Annotated in this window: 26 protein-coding genes and 1 pseudogene; 15 read left to right on the top strand and 12 right to left on the bottom strand. The window is 71.4% G+C overall.

The genetic code is table 11. The features are described 5' to 3' along the window. Window positions 1-118: 118 nt before the first annotated feature. From tyrS to OG736_RS11105, 3 genes are all read right to left on the bottom strand, one after another. Window positions 119-1,387, bottom strand: coding sequence for a tyrosine--tRNA ligase (tyrS, locus tag OG736_RS11115; RefSeq protein ID WP_327187580.1), 1,269 nt, complete (start codon window positions 1,385-1,387; stop codon window positions 119-121). A 67-nt stretch (window positions 1,388-1,454) separates the two neighbouring features. After that, window positions 1,455-2,858 (bottom strand): metallopeptidase TldD-related protein, encoded by a 1,404-nt coding sequence (locus OG736_RS11110; RefSeq protein WP_327182278.1) that lies wholly within the window; start codon window positions 2,856-2,858, stop codon window positions 1,455-1,457. Then, window positions 2,855-4,378 carry a TldD/PmbA family protein gene (locus OG736_RS11105; protein WP_020130403.1) on the bottom strand — a complete coding sequence of 508 codons (1,524 nt, stop codon included), beginning with the start codon at window positions 4,376-4,378 and terminating at the stop codon, window positions 2,855-2,857. The genes OG736_RS11110 and OG736_RS11105 overlap by 4 nt, the downstream gene beginning before the upstream one ends. 243 nt (window positions 4,379-4,621) lie before the next feature. Here OG736_RS11105 and fabG point away from each other — a divergent pair, with 243 nt between their 5' ends. The 3 genes from fabG (at window position 4,622) to OG736_RS11090 (ending at window position 6,617) form a co-directional block, all read left to right on the top strand. After that, a complete protein-coding gene (fabG, locus tag OG736_RS11100) occupies window positions 4,622-5,326 on the top strand; it encodes a 3-oxoacyl-[acyl-carrier-protein] reductase (RefSeq protein ID WP_020130402.1) in 705 nt (234 codons plus the stop codon). A 5-nt stretch (window positions 5,327-5,331) separates the two neighbouring features. Continuing rightward, entirely contained in the window at window positions 5,332-6,099 is a 768-nt protein-coding gene (gene fabI / locus OG736_RS11095; protein ID WP_020130401.1) for an enoyl-ACP reductase FabI, read from the top strand. Window positions 6,100-6,263: 164 nt separating this feature from the next. Next, window positions 6,264-6,617 carry a hypothetical protein gene (locus OG736_RS11090; protein WP_327182277.1) on the top strand — a complete coding sequence of 118 codons (354 nt, stop codon included), beginning with the start codon at window positions 6,264-6,266 and terminating at the stop codon, window positions 6,615-6,617. On the opposite strand, the gene OG736_RS11085 is transcribed toward OG736_RS11090, so the two are convergent. Next, complete coding sequence (locus OG736_RS11085; RefSeq protein WP_327182276.1) at window positions 6,598-7,287, bottom strand: FadR/GntR family transcriptional regulator; 690 nt, start codon at window positions 7,285-7,287, stop codon at window positions 6,598-6,600. The two genes, OG736_RS11090 and OG736_RS11085, sit on opposite strands and share 20 nt — an antisense overlap. Before the next feature lie 82 nt (window positions 7,288-7,369). On the opposite strand from OG736_RS11085, the gene OG736_RS11080 reads away from it, so the two are divergent. The 4 genes from OG736_RS11080 to OG736_RS11065 all read left to right on the top strand — a co-directional run bounded on the left by OG736_RS11080 (window position 7,370) and on the right by OG736_RS11065 (window position 9,905). Further along, window positions 7,370-8,704, top strand: coding sequence for a CynX/NimT family MFS transporter (locus tag OG736_RS11080; protein ID WP_442817018.1), 1,335 nt, complete (start codon window positions 7,370-7,372; stop codon window positions 8,702-8,704). A gap of 43 nt (window positions 8,705-8,747) precedes the next feature. Continuing rightward, window positions 8,748-8,864 (top strand): SGM_5486 family transporter-associated protein, encoded by a 117-nt coding sequence (locus OG736_RS11075; protein ID WP_107095507.1) that lies wholly within the window; start codon window positions 8,748-8,750, stop codon window positions 8,862-8,864. 236 nt (window positions 8,865-9,100) lie between these two features. After that, on the top strand, window positions 9,101-9,307 hold the full coding sequence (locus tag OG736_RS11070; protein WP_020130396.1) for a hypothetical protein: 207 nt from the start codon (window positions 9,101-9,103) through the stop codon (window positions 9,305-9,307). A gap of 79 nt (window positions 9,308-9,386) precedes the next feature. After that, window positions 9,387-9,905, top strand: coding sequence for a SixA phosphatase family protein (locus OG736_RS11065; RefSeq protein WP_327182274.1), 519 nt, complete (start codon window positions 9,387-9,389; stop codon window positions 9,903-9,905). Between the two features lie 117 nt (window positions 9,906-10,022). Here OG736_RS11065 and serB read toward each other — a convergent pair whose 3' ends face one another. Together serB and OG736_RS11055 are read right to left on the bottom strand one after the other, a co-directional pair. After that, the gene (gene serB, locus OG736_RS11060; RefSeq protein ID WP_028806944.1) at window positions 10,023-11,237 is read right to left on the bottom strand and encodes a phosphoserine phosphatase SerB; all 1,215 of its coding nucleotides are present in this window, start codon (window positions 11,235-11,237) and stop codon (window positions 10,023-10,025) included. A 141-nt stretch (window positions 11,238-11,378) separates the two neighbouring features. Next, window positions 11,379-13,322 (bottom strand): streptophobe family protein, encoded by a 1,944-nt coding sequence (locus OG736_RS11055; protein ID WP_327182272.1) that lies wholly within the window; start codon window positions 13,320-13,322, stop codon window positions 11,379-11,381. A 246-nt stretch (window positions 13,323-13,568) separates the two neighbouring features. Here OG736_RS11055 and OG736_RS11050 point away from each other — a divergent pair, with 246 nt between their 5' ends. Continuing rightward, on the top strand, window positions 13,569-16,091 hold the full coding sequence (locus OG736_RS11050) for an ABC transporter ATP-binding protein/permease (RefSeq protein WP_327182271.1): 2,523 nt from the start codon (window positions 13,569-13,571) through the stop codon (window positions 16,089-16,091). A 70-nt stretch (window positions 16,092-16,161) separates the two neighbouring features. Here the strand turns inward: OG736_RS11050 and OG736_RS11045 are convergent, their stop codons facing one another. From OG736_RS11045 to OG736_RS11035, 3 genes are all read right to left on the bottom strand, one after another. Next, window positions 16,162-16,896, bottom strand: coding sequence for a transglycosylase SLT domain-containing protein (locus OG736_RS11045; protein WP_327182270.1), 735 nt, complete (start codon window positions 16,894-16,896; stop codon window positions 16,162-16,164). Between the two features lie 302 nt (window positions 16,897-17,198). Further along, entirely contained in the window at window positions 17,199-18,323 is a 1,125-nt protein-coding gene (locus tag OG736_RS11040) for an S-adenosylmethionine:tRNA ribosyltransferase-isomerase (protein WP_327182269.1), read from the bottom strand. Further along, the gene (locus OG736_RS11035; RefSeq protein ID WP_327182268.1) at window positions 18,320-19,018 is read right to left on the bottom strand and encodes an SDR family NAD(P)-dependent oxidoreductase; all 699 of its coding nucleotides are present in this window, start codon (window positions 19,016-19,018) and stop codon (window positions 18,320-18,322) included. The genes OG736_RS11040 and OG736_RS11035 overlap by 4 nt, the downstream gene beginning before the upstream one ends. Window positions 19,019-19,260: 242 nt before the next feature. Between OG736_RS11035 and OG736_RS11030 the strand changes: the two genes are divergently transcribed. The 4 genes from OG736_RS11030 (at window position 19,261) to OG736_RS11015 (ending at window position 21,908) form a co-directional block, all read left to right on the top strand. After that, a complete protein-coding gene (locus OG736_RS11030; RefSeq protein ID WP_327182267.1) occupies window positions 19,261-20,406 on the top strand; it encodes a GAF domain-containing sensor histidine kinase in 1,146 nt (381 codons plus the stop codon). Continuing rightward, on the top strand, window positions 20,399-21,040 hold the full coding sequence (locus tag OG736_RS11025; RefSeq protein WP_020130387.1) for a response regulator: 642 nt from the start codon (window positions 20,399-20,401) through the stop codon (window positions 21,038-21,040). The genes OG736_RS11030 and OG736_RS11025 overlap by 8 nt, the downstream gene beginning before the upstream one ends. A 189-nt stretch (window positions 21,041-21,229) precedes the next feature. Continuing rightward, window positions 21,230-21,475 (top strand): chaplin ChpE, encoded by a 246-nt coding sequence (chpE, locus tag OG736_RS11020; RefSeq protein WP_020130386.1) that lies wholly within the window; start codon window positions 21,230-21,232, stop codon window positions 21,473-21,475. A 193-nt stretch (window positions 21,476-21,668) separates the two neighbouring features. Beyond that, the gene (locus tag OG736_RS11015; RefSeq protein ID WP_327182266.1) at window positions 21,669-21,908 is read left to right on the top strand and encodes a chaplin; all 240 of its coding nucleotides are present in this window, start codon (window positions 21,669-21,671) and stop codon (window positions 21,906-21,908) included. 199 nt (window positions 21,909-22,107) lie between these two features. Here OG736_RS11015 and OG736_RS11010 read toward each other — a convergent pair whose 3' ends face one another. Further along, entirely contained in the window at window positions 22,108-22,896 is a 789-nt protein-coding gene (locus tag OG736_RS11010; RefSeq protein WP_327182265.1) for an Rv1486c family protein, read from the bottom strand. Window positions 22,897-22,977: 81 nt separating this feature from the next. On the opposite strand from OG736_RS11010, the pseudogene OG736_RS11005 reads away from it, so the two are divergent. The 3 genes and pseudogenes from OG736_RS11005 to OG736_RS10995 form a co-directional block, all read left to right on the top strand. After that, window positions 22,978-23,580: pseudogene (locus OG736_RS11005) on the top strand (ABC transporter ATP-binding protein); the annotation flags it as partial. 320 nt (window positions 23,581-23,900) lie between these two features. Further along, window positions 23,901-24,332 (top strand): NfeD family protein, encoded by a 432-nt coding sequence (locus tag OG736_RS11000; RefSeq protein ID WP_327182263.1) that lies wholly within the window; start codon window positions 23,901-23,903, stop codon window positions 24,330-24,332. A 142-nt stretch (window positions 24,333-24,474) separates the two neighbouring features. Continuing rightward, the gene (locus OG736_RS10995) at window positions 24,475-25,425 is read left to right on the top strand and encodes an SPFH domain-containing protein (RefSeq protein ID WP_020130381.1); all 951 of its coding nucleotides are present in this window, start codon (window positions 24,475-24,477) and stop codon (window positions 25,423-25,425) included. A gap of 66 nt (window positions 25,426-25,491) precedes the next feature. Here OG736_RS10995 and OG736_RS10990 read toward each other — a convergent pair whose 3' ends face one another. Together OG736_RS10990 and OG736_RS10985 are read right to left on the bottom strand one after the other, a co-directional pair. Next, complete coding sequence (locus OG736_RS10990) at window positions 25,492-25,998, bottom strand: HNH endonuclease (protein ID WP_054239279.1); 507 nt, start codon at window positions 25,996-25,998, stop codon at window positions 25,492-25,494. A 197-nt stretch (window positions 25,999-26,195) separates the two neighbouring features. Beyond that, window positions 26,196-26,735 (bottom strand): YbhB/YbcL family Raf kinase inhibitor-like protein, encoded by a 540-nt coding sequence (locus OG736_RS10985; protein ID WP_327182262.1) that lies wholly within the window; start codon window positions 26,733-26,735, stop codon window positions 26,196-26,198. Between the last annotated feature and the right edge of the window lie 94 nt (window positions 26,736-26,829).

Here is a 26,829-nt window from a genome sequence, read left to right as displayed (position 1 = left end):
AGCCCGGGAGGGGCACGGGGACCTGCGAGACAAGCCACGACGAAAGCCACGGCCGGCAGAAACCCGCGCCCCTGCGGCGCACCCCCTACGCGCAACCCGCAGAGCGGAAGCGCGGCACTCAGACGTCGGTGACCTCGACGGCGGCCAGGTTCTTCTTCCCGCGCCGCAGCACCAGCCACCGCCCGTGGATGAGCTCGTCCTTGGCCGGGACGGCGTCCTCCGCGGTGACCTTGACGTTGTTCACGTAGGCCCCGCCCTCCTTCACGGTCCGCCGCGCGGCGGACTTGCTGGCCACCAGGCCGACCTCGGCGAACAGGTCCACGACCGGTCCGAGCTCGGCGACCTGGATGTGCGGCACCTCGGAGAGGGCCGCGGCCAGCGTCCGGTCGTCGAGCTCGCCGAGCTCGCCCTGGCCGAAGAGGGCCTTGGACGCGGCGACCACGGCGGCCGTCTGGTCGGCGCCGTGCACCAGCGTCGTCAGCTCCTCGGCCAGCGCGCGCTGAGCGGCCCGGGCCTGCGGACGCTCCTCGGTCTGCCGCTCCAGCTCCTCGATCTCGTCATGGGACCTGAAGCTGAAGATGCGCAGGAACTTGGACACGTCCCGGTCGTCCGCGTTCAGCCAGAACTGGTAGAAGGCGTACGGCGTGGTCATCTCGGGGTCGAGCCAGATCGTGCCGGACTCCGTCTTGCCGAACTTGGTGCCGTCCGCCTTGGTGATCAGCGGGGTGGCCAGCGCGTGCACCACGGCGTCGGACTCCACCCGGTGGATCAGGTCGGTGCCCGAGGTGAGGTTGCCCCACTGGTCGCTGCCGCCGGTCTGGAGCGTGCAGCCGTGCCGCCGGTACAGCTCCAGGAAGTCCATCCCCTGGAGGATCTGGTAGCTGAACTCGGTGTAGCCGATGCCCGCCTCGGAGTTGAGTCGTCGGGAGACGGCCTCCTTGGCGATCATCTTGTTGACGCGGAAGTGCTTGCCGACGTCCCGCAGGAACTCGATGGCCGACAGGCCCTGAGTCCAGTCCAGGTTGTTGACCATGACCGCCGCGTGCGGGCCGTCGAAGTCGAGCAGCGGCGCGATCTGCGCGCGCAGCCGCTCGACCCACTGGGCGACGACCTCGGGCGAGTTCAGCGTCCGCTCCGCGGTGGGCTTCGGGTCGCCGATCAGCCCGGTGGCGCCCCCGACCAGACCCAGCGGACGGTTGCCCGCCTGCTGGATCCTGCGCATCGTCAGGATCTGCACGAGGTTGCCGAGGTGCAGGCTGGGCGCGGTCGGGTCGAAGCCGCAATAGAACGTGACGGGACCGTCCGCGAACGCCTTGCGCAATGCGTCCTCGTCAGTGGAGAGGGCGATCAGCCCGCGCCACTGCAGTTCGTCGACGATGTCCGTCACGGTTCTCATATCTCCTTGATGATCTTCAGACTGTGTTCGGGCGGTCGAGCGACCACCGGCTACGAGGTTATACGCCCTGACTGACAGAGCTCATATTGAAGTCCGGCACCCTCAGCGGGGGCATCGCAGCCCTAGTGAACCAGTCGCTCCACTCCCGGGGCAGCGTCTTTTCCGTGCGCCCCGCCTCCGTCGCCCGCCCCAGCAGGCCGACCGGCGACTCGTTGAACCGGAAGTTGTTCACCTCGCCGACGACCTCGCCGTTCTCCACCAGGTAGACGCCGTCCCGGGTCAGGCCGGTGAGGAGCAGCGTCGCCGGGTCGACCTCGCGGATGTACCACAGGCAGGTCAGCAGCAGCCCGCGTCCGGTGGCCGCGACCATCTCCTCCAGGGAGCGGTCCTCGCCGCCGTCCAGGATCAGGTTGTCGGCCCCGGGCGCCACCGGCAGGCCGGTCAGGGCCGCGCTGTGCCGGGTGGTCGTCAGGCGCTTCAGCTCGCCCGCGGAGATCCATTCGGTGGGCCGCACGGGCAGGCCGTTGTCGAAGACCGACTGGTCGCCGCCGGAGGAGTGCGCGATGACGAACGGCGGCGACTCCAGGCCCGGCTCGTTCGGGTCGCTGCGCAGGGTCAGCGGCAGGTCGGACAGCTTCTCCCCGAGCCGGGTGCCGCCGCCGGGCTGCGAGAACACCGTCCGGCCCTCGGTCGCGTCCCGGCCGGACGCCGACCACAGCTGGTAGATCATCAGGTCGGCCACCGCGGTCGGCGGCAGCAGCGTCTCGTACCGCCCGGCGGGCAGCTCGATCCGCCGCTCCGCCCAGCCCAGCCGCACGGCCAGCTCGGCGTCGAGCGCCGCCGGGTCCACGTCCTTGAAGTCCCGGGTCGAGCGCCCGGCCCACGCCGAGCGGGTCCGGTCCGGGGACTTGGCGTTGAGTTCCAGCGTCCCGTTCGGCTGGTCGTGCCGCAGCCGCAGCCCGGTCGACGTCCCCAGGTACGTCGAGACGAGCTCGTGGTTGGCGAACCCGTACAGCTCGCGACCGCCCGCCCGCGCGCGTGCGAACGCCTCACCCAGGGCGGGCGCGAAGTCGGCGAACACAGCCGACGAGGTCTCCGCGGGCGCCTCGGTGAACTCGGGGGACCGAGCCACGTCGGCGACCAGCGGCTGCGCGTCCTCGGCGGGGGCCGCGCCCCGCGCGGCGGCCTCGGCGGCGCGGACCAGGGGCTCCAGCTCGTCCTTGGTGACGGCGGCCCGCGAGACGACACCGGAGGCGGTGCCCTCTTTGCCGTCGACCGTGGCGATCACGGTGAGCGTGCGCCCGCGCGTGACGCCGTTGGTCGTGAGCGCGTTGCCGGCCCAGCGCAGGTTCGCCGTCGACTGTTCGTCGGCGATCACGACACAGCCGTCGGCCCGTGACAGCTCGAGGGCGCGCTCGACGATCTCGTGCGGCTGCTGCGCCTTGTTGGTGCCCGCGCTCATCGACCCGCCTCCTGCGTGGTGTTCAGAATGTTGACGCCCTTGAAGAGGGCCGACGGGCAGCCGTGCGACACCGCCGCGACCTGGCCCGGCTGGGCCTTGCCGCAGTTGAAGGCGCCGCCGAGGACGTACGTCTGCGGGCCGCCGACCGCCGCCATCGACCCCCAGAAGTCGGTGGTCGTCGCCTGGTAGGCCACGTCCCGCAGCTGGCCGGTGATCCGCCCGTTCTCGATCCGGAAGAACCGCTGCCCGGTGAACTGGAAGTTGTAGCGCTGCATGTCGATGGACCAGGACCGGTCGCCGACGACGTAGATGCCCCGGTCGACGCTGCCGATGAGTCCCTCGGTCGACATCCCGGCCGGATCCGGCCGCAACGACACGTTGGCCATGCGCTGCACCGGGACATGGCCGGGGGAGTCGGCGAAGGCGCAGCCGTTGGACCGCTCGAACCCGGTCAGCTTCGCGATCCGCCGGTCCAGCTGGTAGCCGACGAGCGTGCCGTCCTTCACGAGGTCCCAGGACTGGCCCTCGACGCCCTCGTCGTCGTAGCCGACGGTCGCCAGGCCGTGCTCGGCGGTGCGGTCACCCGTGACGTTCATCAGGTCCGAGCCGTAGCGCAGCTTGCCGAGCTGGTCGAAGGTGGCGAAGGAGGTGCCGGCGTAGGCGGCCTCGTAGCCGAGGGCCCGGTCCAGCTCGGTGGCGTGCCCGATGGACTCGTGGATGGTCAGCCACAGGTTCGACGGGTCGACGACCAGGTCGTACAGTCCCGGCTCGACGCTCGGCGCCCGCATCTTCTCGGCGAGCAGCTCCGGGATCCGGTCGAGCTCGTCGTCCCAGTCCCACCCGGTGCCCGTGAGGTACTCCCAGCCGCGTCCGGCGGGCGGCGCGATCGTGCGCATCGAGTCGAACTCGCCGCTCGACTCGTCGACCGACACCGCGGTCAGCGCCGGGTGCAGCCGCACCCGCTGCTGGGTGGTCACCGTCCCGGCCGTGTCGGCGTAGAACTTGTTCTCGTGGACGGTGAGCAGCGAGGCGTCCACGTGGTTGATCCCGTTCGCCGCCAGCAGCCGCGCGCTCCAGTCCGCGAGCAGCGCCGCCTTCTCCTCGTCCGGAACGGTGAACGGGTCGATCTCGTAGGACGAGATCCAGGTCCTGTCGGCGTGCACCGGCTCGTCGGCGAGTTCCACCCGCTCGTCCGAACCGGCCGCCTTGATCACCTGCGCGGACAGCTTGGCCATCGCCACGGCCTGCGAGGCGACCCGGGCCGCGGCGTCCATCGTGAGATCCACGCCGGACGCGAACCCCCACGTACCGCCGTGCACCACCCGCACCGCGTACCCGAGGTCGGTCGTGTCGGAGGACCCGGAGGGCTTGGCGTCCCGCAACCGCCAGGACGCGCTGCGCACCCGCTCGAACCGGAAGTCCGCGTGCTCCGCCCCCAGCGCACGCGCGCGTGCGAGAGCGGCGTCGGCGAGGGCGCGTAGGGGTAGGGCCGTGAAACTTTCATCGATGCTGTGGGGCACCTACGTCTCTCCCTGGTGTCGTCACGTGTGAAGGCCTCGATCATGTCGCGCCCGGCAGCCCCGGACCACACGTTTCCGCCCCGCTTCCGCAAACTTTCTGTAGAGACCCCACAGCCAGTCCGGTGAGCCACTGTCGGTGCCCGAATGTCCGTCGGACGAGGCAGACCGATAGGTTTCGAGGGAAGCCACCTGCCGTTCCGTGTTCGGGCGGGTGCGTCAGACCCCAATCGAAAGGGTGATCCGTTGAGCCGCTCGGTTCTCGTCACCGGAGGAAACCGGGGCATCGGCCTCGCCATCGCCCGCGCGTTCGCCGATGCCGGCGACAAGGTCGCGATCACGTACCGCTCGGGCGAGCCACCGGCCGGCTTCTTCGCGGTCAAGTGCGACATCACCGACTCCGAGCAGGTGGAGCAGGCCTACAAGGAGATCGAGGCCGAACACGGCCCCGTGGAGGTTCTGATCGCCAACGCCGGCGTCACCAAGGACCAGCTCCTGATGCGCATGTCCGAGGAGGACTTCACCTCGGTCATCGACACCAATCTCACGGGTACCTTCCGCGTGGTCAAGCGCGCGAACCGCGCCATGCTGCGCGCCAAGAAGGGCCGTGTCGTCCTGATCTCCTCGGTCGTGGGTCTGCTCGGCTCCGCCGGGCAGGCGAACTACGCCGCCTCCAAGGCCGCCCTGGTCGGCTTCGCGCGTTCCCTCGCCCGTGAGCTGGGATCGCGCAACATCACCTTCAACGTCGTCGCGCCCGGCTTCGTCGACACCGACATGACCAAGGTGCTCACCGACGAGCAGCGCGCGGGCATCGTCTCGCAGGTCCCGCTCGGCCGGTACGCGCAGCCGGAGGAGATCGCCGCGACGGTGCGGTTCCTCGCCTCGGACGACGCCTCGTACATCACTGGAGCCGTCATTCCCGTTGACGGCGGACTGGGAATGGGTCACTGATCACCATGAGCGGAATTCTCGAGGGCAAGCGCGTCCTGATCACCGGCGTGCTGCTGGAGTCCTCCATCGCCTTCCACACCGCCAAGCTGGCCCAGGAGCAGGGTGCCGAGATCATCCTGACCGCGTTCCCGCGGCCCACGCTGACCGAGCGCATCGCCAAGAAGCTGCCGAAGCCCACCAAGGTCATCGAGCTCGACGTGACGAACGACGAGCACCTCGGCCGGCTGGCCGACATCGTCGGCGAGGAGCTCGGCGGTCTCGACGGCGTCGTGCACTCCATCGGCTTCGCGCCGCAGGACGCCATGGGCGGCAACTTCCTCAACACGCCGTTCGAGTCGGTCGCCACGGCCATGCACGTCTCGGCGTTCTCCCTGAAGTCGCTCACCATGGCCTGTCTGCCGCTGATGCAGAACGGCGGCTCGGTCGTCGGCCTCACCTTCGACGCCTCGTTCGCCTGGCCGCAGTACGACTGGATGGGCCCCGCCAAGGCGGCCCTGGAGGCCACCAGCCGCTACATGGCGCGTGACCTGGGCAAGCAGAACATCCGCTGCAACCTGGTCTCCGCCGGCCCCATCGGTTCCATGGCCGCCAAGTCCATCCCGGGCTTCTCCGAGCTGGCCTCCGTGTGGGACGACCGCTCCCCGCTGGAGTGGGACCTCAACGACCCCGGCCCGGCCGGCCGCGGTGTGGTCGCCCTGCTGAGCGACTGGTTCCCGAAGACCACGGGCGAGATCGTGCACGTCGACGGTGGCCTGCACGCCATCGGAGCCTGATCACCGACACGCCGTCGACGCCCCGTTCCCCCGCCCGCGCGTGGGGAGCGGGGCGTCACCCGTTCGGCTCATCCGGCCAGGCGGGGGAGTGCCCCGGCAAGGCACTCTGAAGTGCGGGTTCCTTACCGCGCTTTCCTCCCCAGCACGGCCGAGGAGGTCCCCTTGTGCGCCTGTCTCGCAGCCTGGCCCCAGTGACCGTCGCCGTCTGTCTCGTCCTGTCGCTGCCGTACGACGCGCTGCCCCACGCGCGCGTGCCGGCCCGGCAGGCCACCGCCGCACCCGAGGAGCCGTTCGGTGCGGAGTGCCGCACCGAGGTCCTCGGCTCCCGAGTCGTCGCCTACTGCCACAACCCCTACGCCGACACCGACCGCGTCCGTCTGCACATCGAGTGCGACCGCTGGTGGGATCTCGACACCGACGGCACCCCCGCCGACGCGGGCCCCGCACAGACCGTAAGGCTCACCGGCCGCTGCTGGAAGGAGGTCCGCTCGGCCTGGGTCAGCCACCAGAAGATGTGAACCGGCCGGGCCGACAGAGCAGGGGATAGCTCGCCGCCTCGACGGCGGCGGCCTCCGCGTCGCCCGCGCGGATCGCGTCCACCAGCCGCGTGTGGTCCATGTACGTCTCCGGCGTCAGCTCCGCGCCGACGTCCTCGCGCAGCCAGTCCCGCAGCACCTCGCCGAGGTCCGCGTACATCGCGCTCATGACGTCGTTGTGGGAGGCCGCCACCACCGCCAGGTGGAAGGTCGAGTCCGCCGTCACGAACGCCTCCGTGTCGCCCGAGTTCCAGGCCTCCTCGCGTCGCAGGAGGAGCGCGTCCAGCTGCTTGAGGTCCTTCTCCGTGCGCCGTCCGGCCGCCAGCTTCGCCGCGCTCGACTCCAGCGTGGCGCGCAGTTCGGCGATGTGCCCGGGGTCGGCGTCGGCGAAGCGGCGGTGCATCACGCCCGCCAGTTCGCTGGTCGCCACGACGTAGGTGCCCGAGCCCTGCCGGATGTCCAGCAGCCCGTTGTGCGCGAGCGCCCGGACGGCCTCGCGGACCGTGTTGCGGGCGACGCCCAGCTGTTCGACCAGTTCGGGCTCCGTGGGGATGCGCGCGCCGACCGGCCACTCGCCCGAGGTGATCTGGGTGCGCAGCGCGGCGATGACCTGTTCGGACAGCGCCGAGCGGCGGGGATGGCTCAGGGGCATGGCACACCTTCGCACGGGTGGGGCGGCCGAGGGGAACCCGGGCATGGACAACCAATCATCCTATGATTCTATGATGGTCGGCATGGCTGGCGAGCAGACCCGGACGACGACACCCCCGCCCACCCGCGCCTCGGCCGCCGGTGGGCCGCCGCGAACGGCCCCTCGCGCGCGGGACCGGGGCACACGGCTGCTCGTCGTCGGCATCGTGCTGGCCGCCCTCAACCTCCGGCCCGCCATCACGAGCCTCGGCGCCCTCCTCGAAGAGGTGCGCGACGGTCTCGGCATGAGCGGCAGCGTGGCCGGGCTCCTCACCTCCGTGCCCCCGCTCTGCTTCGCCGTCTTCGGCGTCATGGCACCCCGGCTGGCCCGCCGCTTCGGGGCGGGCGCGGTGGTGTGCGCCGGCATGGTCGCCATCACGGCGGGGCTGCTGCTGCGCCCCTACGTGGGCGGCACGGCGGGGTTCCTCGTCGCCAGTGCCCTCGCCCTCATGGGCATCGCCGTCAGCAACGTCCTGATGCCGGTCATCGTCAAGCGTCACTTCCCCGACCGGGTCGGCACCATGACCGGCCTGTACTCGATGGCCCTCGCCCTCGGCACCTCCGCCGCCGCCGCGATCACGGTGCCCATGACCGAGGCGCTGGGCGGCAGTTGGCAGACCGGCCTCGCGCTCTGGGCGGGCCTGGCGGCGGCGGCCGTCCTGCCCTGGCTGCCGCTCGCACGGGACCGCGGGACGGCACCGGGCGGAGCGGGTACGGAGGGGGAGCGGCAGGAGCGGGGACCGAGGCCCGCTCCTCAGGGCCACGCGCGCGTGCCGCAGCCGCCGGCCGCCCCGCTGCGCATCACCCGCAGCCGCACCGCCTGGGCGCTCGCCGTCTTCTTCGGCCTCCAGGCCACCGCCGCGTACATCACCATGGGCTGGATGCCGCAGATCTTCCGGGACGCCGGGGTGCCCGCGGGCACGGCCGGGCTGCTGCTCGCCGTGACGATGGCGATGGGCGTGCCGCTGGCCTTCGTCATCCCGCGCGTCGCCACCCGGCTGCCGCACCAGGGGCCGATCGTGCTCGCGCTCGGCGGCTGCGGGCTCGTCGGATACGCCGGCCTGTACCTCGCGCCGGCCGGCGGCGCCTGGGTCTGGGCCCTGCTGCTCGGCATCGCCAACTGCGCCTTCCCGCTGGCTCTCACGATGGTCGGGATGAGGGCCAGGACCGGCGCGGGGGTGGCTCAGCTGTCGGCGTTCGCGCAGAGCACCGGCTATCTGATCTCCATCCCAGGCCCGCTCCTGGTGGGGGTGCTCTACCAGCACAGCGGCGGCTGGGGCCTGCCCCTCGCGCTCATGGCGGCCCTGATGGTCCCGCAGACGGTCGTGGGCGTCCTGGCAGGCCGGGACCGCACGGTGGAGGAGGAGGCCGCCCGCTGACCCCGGGGGAACCGTGGGGGACGCGGGGTGCGAGACTTGCCGTATGCCAGTGCTCGACCCGAACCCCCAGAACGGTCAGAAGAAGATGCTGATCGTCTTCGGCTCGTTCTTCGCCATCTTCGTCGTCATCGCCGTCATCGCGACCATCGCCTCGCCCTGACGGCCCGGACGTGACGGCCCGGACGTGACGACCGGCCGAATCGGCCCTCCCGCGATCCCGTCCGAGCGACCGGGGTGGGGTTAACCCCCCTGTCCCCTAGGGGGTGAGGGTCAGGGTCAAGTGGGTGGATCACCGGATGGGTTGAGGGCCGCCGAGTCCGTAACTTCGAGGTGTGGCCGCAGGACGCGGATCACCTGCCGAGGTCCACGGACCACTCGAAGACAGCGGAGGCACCCATGTCGGCCCCTACGCACACCCGGCCCCACCCGGCCACCTCGGGCGGCGTCGACACCTGGCTGCCCTGGTGGGCCCTCGCCCTCCCGACGCTCGCCTTCATCACCCTGCTGGTGCTGATACTGAACCCCGCCGACGCCCACGCGGCCACCGGCGACCCGGCGATCACCCACCTCGTCGAGCGCGTGCAGCAGCTGGTCACCCGCTAGGGCGGAGCTCAGGACCGCTGGTGAAGCCGCATGTCAACTCCCTGCGCCCCATGGCCTGTTTCATGCGAAGCTGGGACTCATGAGCGTCGCAGAACCCCGCAGGATCGTCCTCTTCCGCCATGCGAAAGCCGACTGGCCGCAGGTGACCGACCATGAGCGTCCGCTCGCTGAGCGGGGCCGTAAGGACGCCGCCGTCGCCGGACGCAAGCTCGTCGACAGCGGTATCCCCATCGACCTGGCCGTCTGCTCCACCGCGACCCGCACCCGCGAGACGTGGAAGCTCGCCGTCCATGAGTTCCCGCAGCGGCCGAAAACCGTCTACGAGGAGCGGATCTACGAGGCCTCGCCCGGTGAGCTGATCGCCCTGCTCAACGAAACACCCGACGACGTGCGTGACGTCGTCCTGATCGGCCACAACCCGGGCATCCAGGGTCTCGCCGACATCCTCTCCGGCCGGAGCGACGGCGACGCCGGCGAGCGGATGCGCCGCCGCGGGTTCCCGGCCGCGGCCTTCGCCGTCGTCTCCTTCGACGGCCCCTGGAAGTCCCTGGAGCCCGGCGTGGCCACGCTGCTCGACTACTGGGCGCCCTCCGAGTGACCCACCCGCCACGCGCGAGGGCCCGGCACCGCGATGGTGCCGGGCCCTCCCCGTCCGTCGGGACACCCGCGCGTCCGCGCGCCGGCACCCCTGCGTCTTCGCCACGCCCGCGCGGGGCTACTGCTCGTCGTGCGTCTCCGCGGCCTCGACCTCTTCACGGGTGATGCCGAGCAGATACAGGACGGTGTCCAGGAACGGCACGTTCACCGCCGTGTGCGCCGCCTCGCGCACCACCGGCTTGGCGTTGAAGGCGACCCCGAGGCCGGCCGCGTTGAGCATGTCGAGGTCGTTGGCGCCGTCGCCGATCGCCACGGTCTGCGAGAGCGGTACGCCCGCCTCGGCGGCGAACCGGCGCAGCAGTCGCGCCTTGCCCGCACGGTCCACGATCTCGCCGGTGACCCGGCCCGTCAGCCTGCCGTCGACGATCTCCAGCGTGTTGGCCTGCGCGAAGTCCAGCCCGAGCCGCTCCTGAAGATCGTCGGTGACCTGGGTGAAGCCGCCGGAGACGACCCCCACCTGGTATCCGAGCCGCTTCAGCGTCCGGATCAGCGTGCGCGCACCCGGCGTCAGCCGGACCTCGGCGCGCACCTTGTCCACGACCGACGCGTCCAGTCCCGCCAGCAGGGCCACACGCGCGTGCAGTGACTGCTCGAAGTCGAGCTCACCACGCATCGCCGCCGCCGTCACCTCGGCGACCTCGTCCTCGCAGCCGGCGTGCGCGGCGAAGAGCTCGATCACCTCGTCCTGGATCAGGGTGGAGTCGACGTCCATCACGACGAGCCGCTGGGCCCGCCGGTACAGGCCCGCGTCCACCACCGCGACGTCCACCCCCAGCGCCGCCGCACCTGTGACCAGGGCGGTGCGCAGGGGCGCGGTCTCCACACCGGAGACGGCGAACTCGACGGCGGTGACGGGGTACTTGGCGAGCCGGAAGATACGGTCGATGTTCCCGCCGGCCTTCGTGATCTTCGCGGCCACCGCCGCCGTGGCCTCCGCGGTGAGCGGATGCCCGAGCACGGTGACCAGCGACCGGCCGAGGCCGCGCGGACGGTTGTCACCGATGCCGGAGATGATCTCGGCCTGCATCTTCATCGACTCGGCCCAGCTGTGGACCGTGGACCGCAGTTCCCCCTCGAAGCCGGTCGGCGGCTCGGTCACGAGCGCGCACAGCACCATCCGGCCTCGGGTGACGACCTGCTCGATGTCGACCACGTCGACGGAGAAGGCGGCGAGGGTGTCGAAAAGGCCGGCCGTGATGCCCGGCCTGTCCTTGCCGAAGATCTTGACAAGGAGCGTGGGGACGTCAGAGGACGAAGTCTGCAAAGCGCTCATGGTGTACCCACCGTATCCGGCACCCAGTGCCGCGCGCCGCCGAGGTCCGCCTGACGGACGCGGAACAGTGGATGTCAGTGAGGTGGCGCGCTCCACAACAGTCGGCTGCGGGCGTTTTGCGGGTGTTCCGACCCCGGCCCCTCACCGCGGTCCGCCAGGCGGCCTGGGGCCCCTCGGAGGAGCGGGAGGAGGGGGCGGAGGCGGCGGCGGACCCTCCTCCGCCCCGGGCGGCGGCCGCTCACCCGGCCGCGGGCCGGGAGGCCGACGCGGTGCGCGGGGAGACGGCCCGATCGGCCGGACCACGGTCGGAGCGCCGTAGACGTCGTCCGCCCCCGGCGGTCCGGCAGGCGGCCGCCCGTCGCCCGAGGGGGGCTCGGTCCGCCGGGAGCTCTCGTAGGGCCTCGACTGCCCGCTCCTGTCCCCGCCGGCCCGCTCGGGCCGAACCCGCTGCGGCCCCGCGTCCCGCGACTCCCGCAGCTCCTCCGGAACCCGCAGATAGGGATTGGTCGCCGGATTCGGCGGCCGGTACGAGGGCGCACCCGGCGCGTACGGCCCGGCCCGGTCGTCCGGGTACCCCGACGGCCCACGTGTCTCGCCGGGGCCCGCGGTGCCCCACGGGTCACTGCGTGCCAGTGGCGCCGCCCGCCGCCCCGCGGCGCCACTGGCCCACGCCAGCAGCGCACCGGCGGCCCCCGCCCCCGCGCCCCACCCGGCACCCAGCAGCAACGCCGCCCCGAGGTGCCCGTGCAGCTCGATCCCGGCCCCGAAGGCGTCGAACCCCAGCACGGACAGCGAGGCGTCCACGGACACGTTCGTCAACCAGGCGATCAACGGCAACGCCACGGCGGTCGCCGCCCCCAAGCGCACGGCACAACGCCCGGCGAACCCGACCGCGCCGGCCCCGCGCCCGCCCCGGCCCTCGGACCCTGCCCCCGACCCGGCCCTCGCGCCCTGCGGAGACCCCGTCGGCCCCACAGGGGTCCGCACCGCCGTCAGCACCCCCGCCAGCAGCATCACCAGCGCCGCCGCCACGCCCAGGAGCCACACCCGTCCGTCCAGCTCCGCGAGGCGGCCCAGCGTCACCGACTGCTCGGTGCCGGCGCCCAGCAGATCGTCCAGCGGGTCCGGGAGGACGCTCGTCAGCGCGCCCGTCGCCCGTCCGTCCCAGGGGACGAACAGGCCGATCGGGATGCCCAGCCAGACCCCGTTCGGCGCGCCGAGCAGCGCCGCTCCCGTGATCCGCCGGGGATGGTCGTCGCCGATCGCCGCGTACGCCGCCGCGGCGAACCCGGCCGCCACGGCCACCAGCAGCACGGTCACGACGGCGGACACCGCCGGCCGCACCACCCGGTGCACCGCCTCCCAGCCGCCCGGCAGCGGCGTCCGGCGCGAGGCCAGCAGCGCGATCAGCAGGATGCCGAGGGACCAGCCGAGGCCGCCGAGCAGTGTGGGCGCCGTGTCGACGGTGAAGCCGACCGCGGCCTTGGCGTCGACGAGGTCGCCGAGCCGGTCGGGCAGCAGTCCGCCGATGTCGCCGAGACCGGGGATCTCCAGGCCGCCCCCGCCACCGCCCCCGCCCCCGGGCAGGTCGTCCAGCCCCAGCGCGCCCCCGTCGAGCGTGATGACGTCGTGCCCCGCCCAGGCCAGTCCGCCGAGCATCGCCACGTACAGCGCGACCACCGTCCCGACGCGGGCGAGGAGTTCGGCCGGGGCGATCACCGCTCCCGCCGCCCGCAGGGACCGCAGGAAGAACCACGACAGCAGCAGCGCGCCCACCAGGCTCACCCCCAATGGCGTGATCTCGATGGCCGTGTTCGCCTCCGCGCCCGTGAGCCCGAAAGCGGACACATCGCCCGACGGAGTCACCGAGCCCCCGGCGGCCAGGGCCACCACCGCGGCCGTCATCGGGCCCAACGAGCCCGCGGAGTCCGCCTCCAGGAGGTGCAGCCCCAGCGCCGCCGTCCCGGCCATCCCGATCAACGCCCAGCTCACCGCCGCGACGGCGGCCAGCAGCACGTCGATCCACGGCACGCCCCTGCCGCGCGCCGCGCTCCCACTGCCTTCGACACCCCTGCCGGCACTCATGCAGACCCCCCGATCCGCGGCGCGCAGCGGCGAAGATCGCCGCTTCCGTCCCCCTCGCGTGCCTTTACCACTCTCCGGCCCGGTTTCAACCCCGTCAACGGGAACGGCCGATACGCTCGCGCACGCTCTTCACAAGGCCCGACTTTCGGTCAGGGGGCCGCTACTGAAATAGTTCCCCCCGATGTTCGACATCCCTAGACTCCCCGTTGATGGGGCTAACTCGGGGGACAACTCAGTGGGGCTGGAGTGCCGGAACTCGTACTGGAATTGAACGGACGCACCTGGACGCTGGATCCGTCCAGGCCATACACCCTCGGACGTGATCCGCAGGGCGACATCGTCCTCGACGACGCCAGGGTCTCCTGGCGTCACGCCACGGTCAGCTTCAACGGGCGCAGTTGGGTCGTCGAGGACCACGGGAGCACCAACGGCACGTTCGCGCAGGGGCAGCGGATCCATCAGCTGGAGATCGGCCCCGGCTCGGCGCTGCACCTGGGCAACGCGACCGACGGGCCGCGCGTGAACCTCTCGGGCGCGCAGGCGCCCGCCGCGCAGCCCCAGCAGCCGTACGCCGCGCAGGCCGCGAACCCGGGCTGGGCCCAGCAGGCCCCGCCGCAGCAGGCACCGCAGGCCGGATGGCAGCCGCCGCAGCAGGGCGCGCCGCACGTCCCGCAGCAGCAGGGGCCGAGCGAGCCGTACGTGCAGAAGGTGCCCGGTGGAGGCGCGGGGGCGCCGCCGGTCTACGGAGACCGCAGCCCGACCACGTTCCACCAGTTCTCCCTCGGCCGCGTGATGCGCATCGGCCGTGCCCTGGAGAACGAGCTGGTCGTCTCCGACCTCCAGGTGTCGCGGAACCACGCCGAGTTCCACTCGACGCCCGACGGCCGCATGGAGATCCGCGACCTCGGCTCGCACAACGGCACCTACGTCAACGGCCAGCCGATCCCCAAGGGCGGCTCGGTCCAGCTGGGGCCCACCGACATCGTGGGCGTCGGCCACTCGACGTTCCGGATCGTCGGCGACCGGCTCGAGGAGTTCGTCGACACCGGCGAGGTCTCCTTCTCGGCCCGCCATCTGACCGTCACGGTCGACGGCGGCAAGCAGATCCTCAAGGACGTCTCCTTCGGCGTCCCGGAGAAGTCCCTGATCGCGGTCATCGGACCGTCCGGTTCCGGCAAGTCGACCCTGCTCAAGGCGCTGACGGGCTACCGCCCGGCCAACCAGGGCGACGTCCTCTACGACAACCGGAACCTGTACAAGCAGTTCGCCGAGCTGCGCCAGCGCATCGGTCTGGTCCCGCAGGACGACATCCTGCACAAGGAACTGACCGTCAAGAGGGCCCTCAAGTACGCGGCCAAGCTCCGTTTCCCGGCCGACACCACGGCCGCCGAGCGCGACGCCCGGATCGACGAGGTGCTGCGCGAGCTGAAGCTGGACATCCACAAAGAGAAGAAGATCACCTCCCTCTCCGGTGGCCAGCGCAAGCGGGTCTCGGTGGCCCTGGAACTGCTCACCAAGCCGTCGCTGATCTTCCTGGACGAGCCGACCTCCGGCCTCGACCCGGGCATGGACCGCGATGTCATGCAGCTGCTGCGCGGCCTCGCCGACGACGGCCGCACGGTCCTGGTGGTCACCCACTCGGTGGCCGAACTCGCGATCTGCGACAAGCTGCTCGTGATGGCACCGGGCGGTGCCGTCGCCTACTTCGGCCCGCCCGAGGAGGCGCTGAACTTCTTCGGCTACGACACCTGGGCCGACGTCTTCTCCGCCTTCGAGAACTACCGCGACTACGACTGGGCGGGCCGCTGGAAGGGCTCGCAGCACTACCAGATGTACGCCGCGGACATCGACGCCATCGCGCCGCAGTCCGTACAGATGCCGCCGATGCAGGCGATGAAGCCGCCGAAGCCGCAGGGCTGGATGTCCCAGTTCGTCACACTGGTGCGCCGCTATGTCTCGGTGATCGCCTCCGACAAGGGCTTCCTGGCCCTGACGGTGATCCTGCCGGCCGTCCTCGGCGCGGTGAGCCTGCTGATCGACTCCGGGAACAGTCTGCTGCCCAACCCGGTCAACCCGAAGACCGGCCGGATCATCCCCAACGGCACGGCCACCACCGTCCTGCTGATCCTCGCGGTCGGCGCCTGCTTCGCGGGCGCGGCCAACTCGGTCCGCGAGCTCATCAAGGAACGCGTCATCTACGAGCGGGAACGCGCCACCGGTCTGTCCCGGTCCGCGTACCTGATGTCGAAGGTGTTCGTGCTCGGCGTGGTCACCGTGCTCCAGGGCCTGCTGGTCGGCGTGATCGGCTTCGCGAGCCGGGAGATCCCGACCGAGGGCCTGGTCCTCGGCAGCGCCACCATGATCGAGCTGTCCATCCCGATCATGGCGCTGGGCTTCACCTCGATGATGTTCGGCCTGGTCATCTCGTCGCTGGTGAAGACGGCCGAGAAGACGATGCCGCTGCTGGTCATGTTCGCGATCATCCAGGTCGTGTTCACCGGCTGTCTCTTCACCCTGAACGGCGCGGTCGGCGTCAACGAGTTCTCGTACCTGATGCCCTCGCGCTGGGCGGTCGCCGCCGCGGGTGCCACGCTGGACTTCAACAAGATCAGCCCGCCCAAGGACGGCGGCGAGACGGACCCGCTGTGGGAACACACCGTCGGCGCCTGGGGCCTGGACATGGCCGCGCTGATCGTCCTCGGCGTGATCTGCGGCTTCTTCGTGGCCCGCTTCCTGCGCCGCCACGAGCCCGAGGTCATGCGCAAGTAGTCGCTGCCGCAGTACGCCGATGGGCGGCACCCCCGGTACGGGGTGCCGCCCATCGGCGTGCGGAGGTGGCTCAGTACGCGCTGTCGACGTTGTCGATCGTGCCGTACTTGTCGGCCGCGTAGTTCGCGGCGGCGGTGATGTTGGCGACCGGGTCGTAGATGTTCCAGGACGTCCCGGCGACGTGGTACGCGGCGAAGGTCGGCGGGATCACCTGGAGCAGGCCCTTGGACGGGATGCCGTTGATGGCGTTGATGTCCCAGTTGTTGATCGCCTTCGGGTTGCCCGAGGACTCCCGGATGATGTTGCGGTGCAGACCGCTGTAGGAGCCCGGGATGCCCTTGGACTTCATGATGTCCAGGGAGTGCTTGATCCAGCCGTCGAGGTTGTTGGCGTAGCTCTTGGTGGCGACCTTCTTGACCGCGACACGCTCGGCGGACCGGCTCGCGGCCTCCTTGGCCTTGCGCGCGGCGGCGGCCTTCTTGGCGGCGGCCGCTGCGGCCGCCTTCTTCTTCGCTGCCGCTGCCTTCGCGGCGGCCTCGGCGGCTGCCTTCTTCTTGGCGGCGGCGGCCGCGGCGGCCTTCTTCTTGGCCTCGATGGCGTCGACCTTCACGCTCGTCGTGGCCAGCTGGTCGGTCACGCTGGCCTTGACGGCCTGCGCCGGCGCAGCGTTGTAGACGACCCGGGCCGAGGAGACGGCGTCCGTAGTGGTCGTCTGCGCGTCGGCCGGCACCACGGAGAAGGCGAGGGCAGCGGCACCGAGCGTGGCGGCACCGGCGATCGCGATCTTGCGAGTGTTCTTGGGCATGCGGATGGACCTCTTCGAATAGCGCGGAGGTCGCTCTCTTCGTCCGACGGCGGACAGCGGGTGCTTTCGGCACGGGCGCCGCCGGGGGAGAACCCACGGCGCTGAGCGACGAGAGCCATTGTTAGCGGCCGCAAAAAGGACAGGCAAAGGTGTGACGTACGATCCCCGATAGTGGATCGGGGATGGGCAAATCGGGACAGATGGAACCATCTGCCCCGTTCACCCCGTCCCCTTTATCTCCTATTGCCCGTAGTACGTGATCCGCGCCCTATGTGCGGGCTCACACGGGCCCCACCCTGTTCTCACTGATGGTTGCCCGAGCAATGCTCTGCGTCAGCACTCTCCTCCGGAAGGACGAGGTGCACGTCCCCGAACTCGTGCCACAGGTAGCGCCCGACCAGCGCCTCCTCGTAGCCACGGCTGATCGCGTCCCGCCCCGCCACCGCCTCCAGCATCAGCAGATGCGAGGCCTCCGGCTCGTGCAGCCCGGTCAGCAGCCCGTCCACCACTCGCACCCCGCGCGCGGGAGTGACCACGAGATCCGTCCATCCCGCACGCGCGCGTACGACCCCGTCCGCCCCGGCCGCCGACTCCACGGCCCGCACAGCGGTCGTCCCGACGGCGATCACCCGCCCGTTCCCGGCCCGCGCGGCGTTGATCAGCCGCGCCGACGCCTCGGGCACCACGAACCGCTCCGGGTACGGCGGCTCGTGCACCTCCGCCGAGGCGACACCGGTGTGCAGGGTGATCGGCGCGAACTGCACCCCCCGGCTCACCAGCTCCGCCACCAGCCCCGCGGTGAAGGGCCGCGCCGCACTCGGCATCTCCGCGCTGCCCGACCCGTCGACCGACGGCAACGCGAACACCGTCTGGTAGACGGACAGCGGCTGGTCCCGCTCCGTATAGGAGTAGCGGATGGGCCGCCCGTGCTCCCGCAGCAGCCCGGGGACAGCGCCGACGGGGGACACCCGCGCCCACCACAGCCGTCCGCTTCCCGGGCTCAGCGGCTCCTCCGCCGTCAGCCGCACACCCCCGGCCAGCCGCACCTCGGTCCCCGCGGGCCCACCGGCACGCGCGCGGGTGGTGCCCTTCCCGTCCGGCTCCCGCAGCTCCACGGCCCACCGTCCGTCGTCACCGCGGGTGGAGAAGTGCACCACCACACGCGCGTGCCCGACCCGCCCGTCCACGGCCGCCGCCAGCGTCGGCGAGGTGTTCACCACGAGCAGGTCCCCGGCCCGCAGCAGACGGGGCAGCTCCCGGAACGCGTGATGCGCCACCTCCGTCCCTCGCGACACCAGCAGCCGTACGTCGTCCCGGTCCCGTCCCGGCCCGCGCTGCTCGGCCGGCACCCGAGCCGACAGCTCCTCCGGCACCTTCCCCCACCCCCGGCTGCGCTCGTGCGGCGGCACCCCCAGCGCCAGCGTCATCGCCGTCCCTCCAGCAGGGCCGGAGCCCCGTACCGCCCGCTCGCCGGGCGCTCGTCCAGCAGCCGCAGGAAGGCCGGCGCCACACCGGCCGGATCCGGCCGCGGATCGTCGTCGTCCGGCACGGCCGCCGCGTACAGGTCCGTGGCCATGTCCCCGGGGTCCACCGCCCACACCCGCAGCCCCGGCTCCTCCGCACCGAGCACCGCCGCTAGATGGTCCAGGGCCGCCTTGGACGCCCCGTAGCCGCCCCACGTCTCGTACGCCTCGGCCGCCGCGTCCGAGCTGACGGTGATCACCGCGCCCGCCCGCGCCCCGTGCAGCAGCGGCAGCGCCTCCTGGATCAGCCCCAGCGCCGCCACCACGTTCACCTCCAGCGCCCGCCGCAGCCCGTCCAGCGGCAGCTCGGCCAGCCGCACCAGCGGCTCGGCGCCCAGCGCGCTCGCGTTGTTCACCAGCAGGTCGCAGCCCCCGAGCCGCCAGGCGGCCGCCACCAGCTCGGCCCGGTGCGCCGCATCGGTGACGTCCCCCGCACGGGCCTCGACCCGGGCCCCGTGCGCCGCCACGGCCGCCGCCGTCTCCTTCAGCACCTCCGCGGTTCTGGCGTCGAGCACCAGATCCCAGCCACGCGCGGCCAGCGCCTCGGCCAGCGCCCGCCCCAGCCCCTTCGACGCACCCGTGATGATCGCAACCGGCATGACAACCGTCCCCTCGTCCGATCCGCCTCCGTCCGGCGGTGATCCCAACGTAGGAACCGGCCCCCCGCCCCCGCCTCGGACGCGGGACGCAAGCCGCAGGGGCCCTTCGTCGTACGCCCGGGCACCCGGTCCCCTCGCCCTAGGCCGCGGTACCGGGGACCTCGGACCTAGGTCTTGCGCCCCAGCCCGTGGCCGTCACAGGTCCGATCCGCGCTGTCACACCCCGCCGGTACCGTGAGGGCATGAGTCAAGGCCCCCGGTCCGGCCTCGCCGCGGTGAGTTCCGCGCTGCTGGCCATGAGCAGGCACCTCGAGGTCCGCGACGTCCTCAAGACGATCGTCGCCTCCGCCCGCGAACTGCTGGACGCGCAGTACGCCGCCCTCGGCGTCCCCGACGACCACGGCGGCTTCGCCCAGTTCGTCGTCGACGGCGTCGGCGAGGAGCAGTGGAAGGCCATCGGTCCGCTGCCCCGCCAGCACGGCATCCTGGCGGCGATGCTCCAGGAGGCCCGGCCCCAGCGCCTCGCCGACGTCCGCGAGGACCCGCGCTTCGAGGGCTGGCCGTCCGCCCACCCCGAGATGTCCGACTTCCTGGGCCTGCCCGTCCGGGACGGGGACGAGGTCCTCGGCGCCCTGTTCCTGGCCAACAAGAACTGCGCCAAACCCCGGGGTGGCTGCGGCTTCACCGAGGACGACGAGGAACTGCTCTCGATCCTCGCCCAGCACGCCGCGATAGCCCTCACCAACGCCCGCCTGTACGAGCGCAGCCGTGAACTGACGATCGCCGAGGAACGCTCCCGGCTCGCGCACGAACTGCACGACGCGGTCAGTCAGAAGCTGTTCTCCCTGCGCCTGACGGCCCAGGCCGCCACCGCCCTCGTCGACCGCGACCCCGCGCGCGCGAAGGGCGAACTGCAACAGGTCGCGGCGCTCGCCGCGGAGGCCGCCGACGAACTGCGCGCCGCCGTGGTGGAGTTGCGCCCCGCAGCCCTCGACGAGGACGGCCTCGTCGCCACCCTGCGCACCCACATCCAGGTTCTCGACCGTGCCCACGCAGCGCGCGTGACCTTCACCAGTCAGGGCGTCCGCGCGCTGCCCGCCGCGCAGGAGGAGGCCCTGCTGCGGGTCGCCCAGGAGGCTCTGCACAACGCGCTGCGCCACTCCGGGGCACAGCGCGTCGAGGTGACCCTCGGCAAGCGCGGCCCGGGCACGGTCCTGCGCGTCACGGACGACGGCGGCGGCTTCGACCCGACGACGGTCCGCCGGGCCGGCCGCCACCTCGGGCTGGTGTCGATGCGGGACCGGGCGAGCGGGGTCGGTGGCAGGCTCACGGTGGAATCGGCGCCCGGCAAGGGCACCACGATCGAGATGGAGGCTCCCGGTGGCTGACGCAATCAAGGTGCTGCTCGTCGACGACCACCAGGTCGTCCGCCGGGGCCTGCGCACCTTCCTGGAGGTGCAGGACGACATCGAGGTCGTCGGCGAGGCCGCCGACGGCGCCGAAGGAGTCGCCCTCGCCGAGGAGTTGAAGCCCGACGTCGTCCTGATGGACGTCAAGATGCCCGGCATGGACGGCGTCGAGGCCCTCCGCAGACTCCGCGACCTGGCCAACCCCGCGCGCGTGCTGATCGTCACCAGCTTCACCGAACAGCGCACGGTGGTCCCGGCCCTGCGCGCGGGTGCCGCCGGGTACGTCTACAAGGACGTGGACCCCGACGCCCTCGCCGGCGCCATCCGCTCGGTCCACGCCGGCCACATCCTGCTCCAGCCCGAGGTCGCCGGCGCACTCCTCTCCCAGGACGAGGGCACCTCTGGCCAGGGCAGAGGCGGCGCGCTCACGGAACGCGAGCGCGAGGTGCTCGGTCTGATCGCGGACGGCCGCTCCAACCGCGAGATCGCCCGGGCCCTGGTCCTCTCCGAGAAGACCGTCAAGACACACGTCTCGAACATCCTGATGAAGCTCGACCTCGCGGACCGCACCCAGGCCGCGCTGTGGGCCGTACGCCACGGCGTGACCCGCTGAGACACGCTCCGGCGCACTACCCGGGGCGTCGCGGGGCGCTCCGGTGAGGCAACGCGGAGGGTTAACTTCCGATCCGAGATTCATACCGTCGTGGGAATGTCCCCCGGATGGCGCATCCTTCGTGGCCCGCCGCCGTTCTCCAGTGCGTGCCGCGGCGATTGCCGCGGCAATCGCTAGGAGGGGTCAGAAGTGAAGAACCTGAAGAAGGCAGCGGCTGTGACGATGGTGGCCGGCGGGCTGATGGCCGCGGGTGCCGGCATGGCCTCCGCCGCCGACGGCGCCACCGCTCTCGGCGAGGCCAAGGGCTCGCCGGGCGTCGTCTCGGGCAATCTCGTCCAGGCCCCGGTGCACGTCCCGGTCAACGTGGTCGGCAACAGCGTGAACGTCATCGGCGTGCTGAACCCGGCCTTCGGCAACCTGGGTCTCAACCACTGAGGTCCCGCCCGCACCCGCGGTGACCTCCGGCCTCCCTCGGCCCCCACCGAGGGAGGCCGGTCTGTTTGTCGCTCCAATGATCCGAACGAGGTGTCTTCCCGGTGGGCCCCGCATCGTTCCCGATCACTTCCGCGTTGAGCAGTGTCCGACCCGCGGCCGGGTCGGACACGCAAACGCAGGAGGAACGCTTCTCATGAACATCGCCAAGAAGGCTGCTGTGGCCCTCACCGTCGCGGGTATCGCCGCGGGCGCCTCGGCCGGTGCCGCCGTCGCCGACGCGGGTGCGGAAGGCGCGGCCGTGAAGTCGCCGGGCGTCGTCTCGGGCAACGTCGTCCAGGTACCGGTCCACATCCCGGTCAACCTCTGTGGCAACACGATCAACGTGGTCGGCGTGCTGAACCCGGCGTTCGGCAACACCTGCATCAACGACTGAGTTCGTAGCCGCACCACAGAGGGGCCCACGCGTCACGGACGACACGTGGGCCCCTCTGCATGCCGTGACCATTTCACCGCCGCCGGGCAATCCAGCCCGTCCGGCGCTCGAGGACAAGGCCCCTTGGGGGCCGAAGGGGGGGGCCTGGGGGCACAGCCCCCAGAGGCTCACACCCCCGGGGGCACCGAAGCACCCACGCTCACCGAACCCCCCGCTCCCGCTCCTCCACAACGGAGTTGTACGCGGCGACCTGCGCCCGCCGCCCCGTCCGCTCGACCGGCCGCAACGCCTCCGCACGCACCGCCATCTCCGCCGAGCTGACCGCACCCCCGGGCCCGTTCTCATAGGCGAGGGACACCAGCAGCCCCACCCGCTGTGCCAGCTCCAGCACCCGCACCGCCCGCGGCGGGTACCCCGGCGCCAGGACCTCCCGCCCCCGCTCGGCCCGAGCCCGGTACGCGTCGATCGCCGCCTCCGCCACCGGCCCCGATCCCGCCAGGTCCAGTCGCGCCAGCACCGCCGTGGCGTCCCGCAGCGCCTCGGCCAGCTCCCGCTCCGCCTCGCCAAGCGACGGCACATCGGCCGGTGGGGTCTCCCGCACCGGCAGGCAGTGCCACACGACCTCGACATGTACATCACCGTCGGGCCCGGCCTCGTACACCTCCGGCACCAGCCCGTACCCGGCGCCGTGACAGACCACGGCCTCCTCCGCCTCCAGCGCCCGCGTGTTGAACTCCGGCGGCCCGCTCAGCCCCAGCGGATGTCCCGGCGCGGGCAGCGCCACCCGCAGCCCGTTCACCCCGAGCGCCCGCAGCCGCCCCAGCGCGAGCGTGAGGCCGACGGGCGCCGACTCACCGGGCAGCCCCTCCACCCGGTGCACGGCGTCCTCGCCGACGATGGCGAGTACGGCGTCGTCCGGCGAGACAATTCCGGCCAACAGGGCATTTCCCCAAGCGGCGAGGCGACCAGAGCGCGGTTCCGAGAGCATGCCCCCACCCTAAGGACCGGACCGATGGATCGGGCCGCCCGGCCGGTGGCGTAGATTTTCCCGGAGAGGCCGCGCCCACCCATGCGCGGCGGTCCGAGCCACAGGCGCCCGCGACAACCGACCGGCCACACAGCAAGGGGAGACAACGCGCTCATGAGCGATGTTCTGGAGCTTCAGGACGTATCCGTGGTCCGTGAGGGCCGGGCTCTGGTGGACCAGGTCTCCTGGTCGGTCAAGGAGGGCGAGCGCTGGGTCATCCTCGGCCCCAACGGGGCCGGCAAGACGACCCTCCTGAACATCGCCTCCACGTACCTCTTCCCCAGCGCCGGCACCGTCTCCATCCTCGGCGAGACCCTCGGCAGCCCCGGCACCGACGTCTTCGAGCTGCGCCCCCGGGTCGGCATGGCCGGCATCGCGCTCGCCGACAAGCTCCCCAAGCGCCAGACCGTCCTCCAGACGGTGCTGACCGCCGCGTACGGCATGACGGCCGGCTGGCAGGAGGAGTACGAGGACGTCGACGAGCAGCGCGCCCGCGCCTTCCTCGACCGCCTCGGCATGAGCGACTACCTGGACCGCAAGTTCGGCACGCTCTCCGAGGGCGAGCGCAAGCGCACCCTCATCGCCCGCGCTCTGATGACCGACCCCGAGCTCCTGCTCCTCGACGAGCCCGCCGCCGGCCTGGACCTCGGCGGCCGCGAGGACCTCGTACGCCGTCTCGGCCGCCTCGCGCGCGACCCGATCGCCCCCTCGATGATCATGGTGACCCACCACGTCGAGGAGATCGCCCCCGGCTTCACCCACGTCCTCATGATCCGCCAGGGCAAGGTCCTCGCCGCGGGCCCGGTCGAGCTGGAGCTCACCTCCCGCAATCTCTCCCTCTGCTTCGGTCTCCCGCTCGTCGTGGAACAGGTCGGCGACCGCTGGACGGCACAGGGCCTGCCGATGTCCTGACCGCTCCCTGTGCGCCCTGTCCCCGGCAGGACGTGCGGCCCTACCATGACGGTGTGAACGACATCGACGCGTGGGTGTGGTGGCTCGTCGGCGCGGCAGCGCTCGGAATCCCGCTCGTGGTGACCGCGATGCCCGAGTTCGGCATGTTCGCGGTCGGCGCGGTGGCCGCCGCCGTCGTGGCAGGCCTCGGCTTCGGAGCCGTCGCCCAGGTGCTCGTCTTCATCGTCGTCTCCGTCGCGCTGATCGCCGTCGTACGCCCGATCGCGACCCGGCATGCCAAACAGAGTCCCCGACTCGCCACCGGCATCGACGCGTTGAAGGGCAAACAGGCCGTCGTGCTGGAGCGCGTCGACGGCTCGGGCGGCCGCATCAAACTCGCCGGAGAGATCTGGTCGGCCCGCGCCCTCGACACCGACCGCGCCTACGACGTGGGGCAGGAAGTCGATGTCGTGGACATCGAGGGGGCCACGGCGATCGTCATCTGACCCTGCTCAACTCCCGCACGACGTAAGTGAACAGAACACCTCACGAGCCGCACGACGGTCTGTCACACTCGTCCAGCAAGATCTTCAACAGGCATAAGATCTTCCGAAAGCGCCGAGGCGGAGAAAGGTACGGGGAGCCGCGATGGAACCGGTCATCATCGTCCTGGTCATTCTGGTGGTGTTGGTCTTCATCGCCCTGATCAAGACGATCCAGGTCATCCCGCAGGCGAGTGCCGCGATCGTGGAGCGGTTCGGCCGCTACACGCGGACACTCAACGCGGGCCTCAACATCGTCGTCCCGTTCATAGACACCATCCGCAACCGCATCGACCTGCGCGAACAGGTCGTGCCGTTCCCGCCGCAGCCGGTGATCACCCAGGACAACCTGGTCGTGAACATCGACACCGTCATCTACTACCAGGTGACCGATGCCCGGGCCGCGACCTACGAGGTCGCCAGCTACATCCAGGCGATCGAGCAGCTCACCGTCACCACGCTCCGCAACATCATCGGTGGCATGGACCTCGAACGGACCCTGACCTCCCGCGAGGAGATCAACGCGGCGCTGCGCGGAGTCCTCGACGAGGCGACCGGCAAGTGGGGCATCCGCGTCAACCGCGTGGAACTGAAGGCCATCGAGCCCCCGACCTCCATCCAGGACTCGATGGAGAAGCAGATGCGCGCCGACCGTGACAAGCGCGCCGCGATCCTCACCGCCGAAGGCACGCGCCAGGCCGCCATCCTCACCGCCGAGGGTGAGAAGCAGTCCCAGATCCTGCGCGCCGAGGGTGAGGCCAAGGCGGCCGCGCTGCGCGCCGAGGGCGAGGCCCAGGCCGTGCGTACGGTCTTCGAGGCCATCCACGCCGGCGACCCGGACCAGAAGCTCCTCTCCTACCAGTACCTCCAGATGCTTCCGAAGATCGCCGAAGGCGACGCCAACAAGCTCTGGATCGTCCCCAGCGAAATCGGCGACGCCCTCAAGGGGTTGTCCGGCGCGATGGGCAACTTCGGCAACTTCGGCGGCAATTCGGGCGGCAACAACTCCGGCAACGGCGGCGGTTCGGAACGTCGCGAGAAGCCGTCGATCGACTGACCACGGACACACGACCGGGGCCCACCTTCCGAGCGAAGGTGGGCCCCGGTCACATCCGGACACGGGTCACGCCGCGTCCATGGTCAGCCACTCCGGCAGCGCGGCCAGGTCGTCCTGCCCGAGGGCCAGCAGCATCGCGTCCGCCGGCGTCGGCTCGAACGGCTGCCGCAGCAACGGCATCTCCGCCTGCTCCGGAGTCCGGTCCGCTTTGCGGTGATTGTCCTCCGCGCACGAGGCGACGGTGTTCAGCCACACGTCCTGACCCCCCTGCGCCCGCGGCACCACGTGGTCCACGGTCGTCGCCCTTCGACCGCAGTACGCGCACCGGTGCCGGTCCCGTATCAGCACACCCCGCCTCGACCACGGAGCTTGTCTTCGGAAGGGCACCCGTACGTACCGGCACAGCCTGATCACACGAGGCGCCGGGATGTCGACCTCGGCTCCGCGCATCCGCAGTTCGGGGTGGGCCTGCTCGACGACGGCCTTGTCCTGAAGCACCAGAACGACGGCTCGGTTCAACGTCACCGTCGACAGCGGCTCGAAGCTCGCGTTCAGCACCAGCGTGTCCCGCATACCAGCCCACCTCCTGTGTGCACCGGCCCACCCCCTGGCGGGCTGGGATCAACTCTGGCCGGGCACGCCGAGATGGACAACGCAATATCTGCTGCTCCACGGGAGGTGACCCCCGCGACCCCCGGCAACAAAAATGCCCGCCTCTGATCACTTCCAAGACCAGAGGCGGGCAAACGTTCAATGAACGATGAGCTGACTCATCCCTCCGCGGGAACCTCGTACTCACCGATCAGCTGAGCGCGGGCGATCGCGTGGAACCGCAGATTGAAGCCCACGACGGCGGGCGAGGCATCGGCATCCGGACCGAGCTTCTCCTGGTCCACCGCGTACACCGTGAAGACGTACCGGTGCGGTCCGTCCCCCGGCGGCGGCGCGGCCCCGCCGAACTCCTTGCTGCCGTAGTCGCTGCGCGCGTGCACGGCACCCTCGGGCAGCCCCTCGAACTTGCCGCTGCCCGCACCGGCCGGCAGCTCGGTCACCGAGGCGGGGATGTCGAACAGGACCCAGTGCCAGAATCCGCTGCCCGTCGGAGCATCGGGGTCGTAGCAGGTCACGGCGAAACTCTTGGCCCCGGACGGGAAACCCTCCCACCGCAGCTGGGGCGAGGTGTTCCCCGCCGCCTGGACCTGGGCGTCCTTGAGGGTCGCCCCCTCCTCGACATCCTCGCTCGTGACCGTGAACGACGGAACCGGCGGATGGAAATCGTGGGGCAGCGGCCGCCTCTTCGGCTGGGTCACTTCGACACCTCCTGATCGATCGGCAAGAACTCCCTTGGGAGCCTACGACTTCCACACCCCGCGAGGACGCACAGAGGGCCCGGAACGCCGTACG

It is taken from the genome of Streptomyces sp. NBC_01334 (assembly GCF_035983595.1).
In the GTDB taxonomy this organism is placed as follows: domain Bacteria; phylum Actinomycetota; class Actinomycetes; order Streptomycetales; family Streptomycetaceae; genus Streptomyces; species Streptomyces coriariae.
The sequence above is the reverse complement of the archived record's forward strand: the minus strand, read 5'-3'. Positions and strand labels throughout refer to the sequence as shown.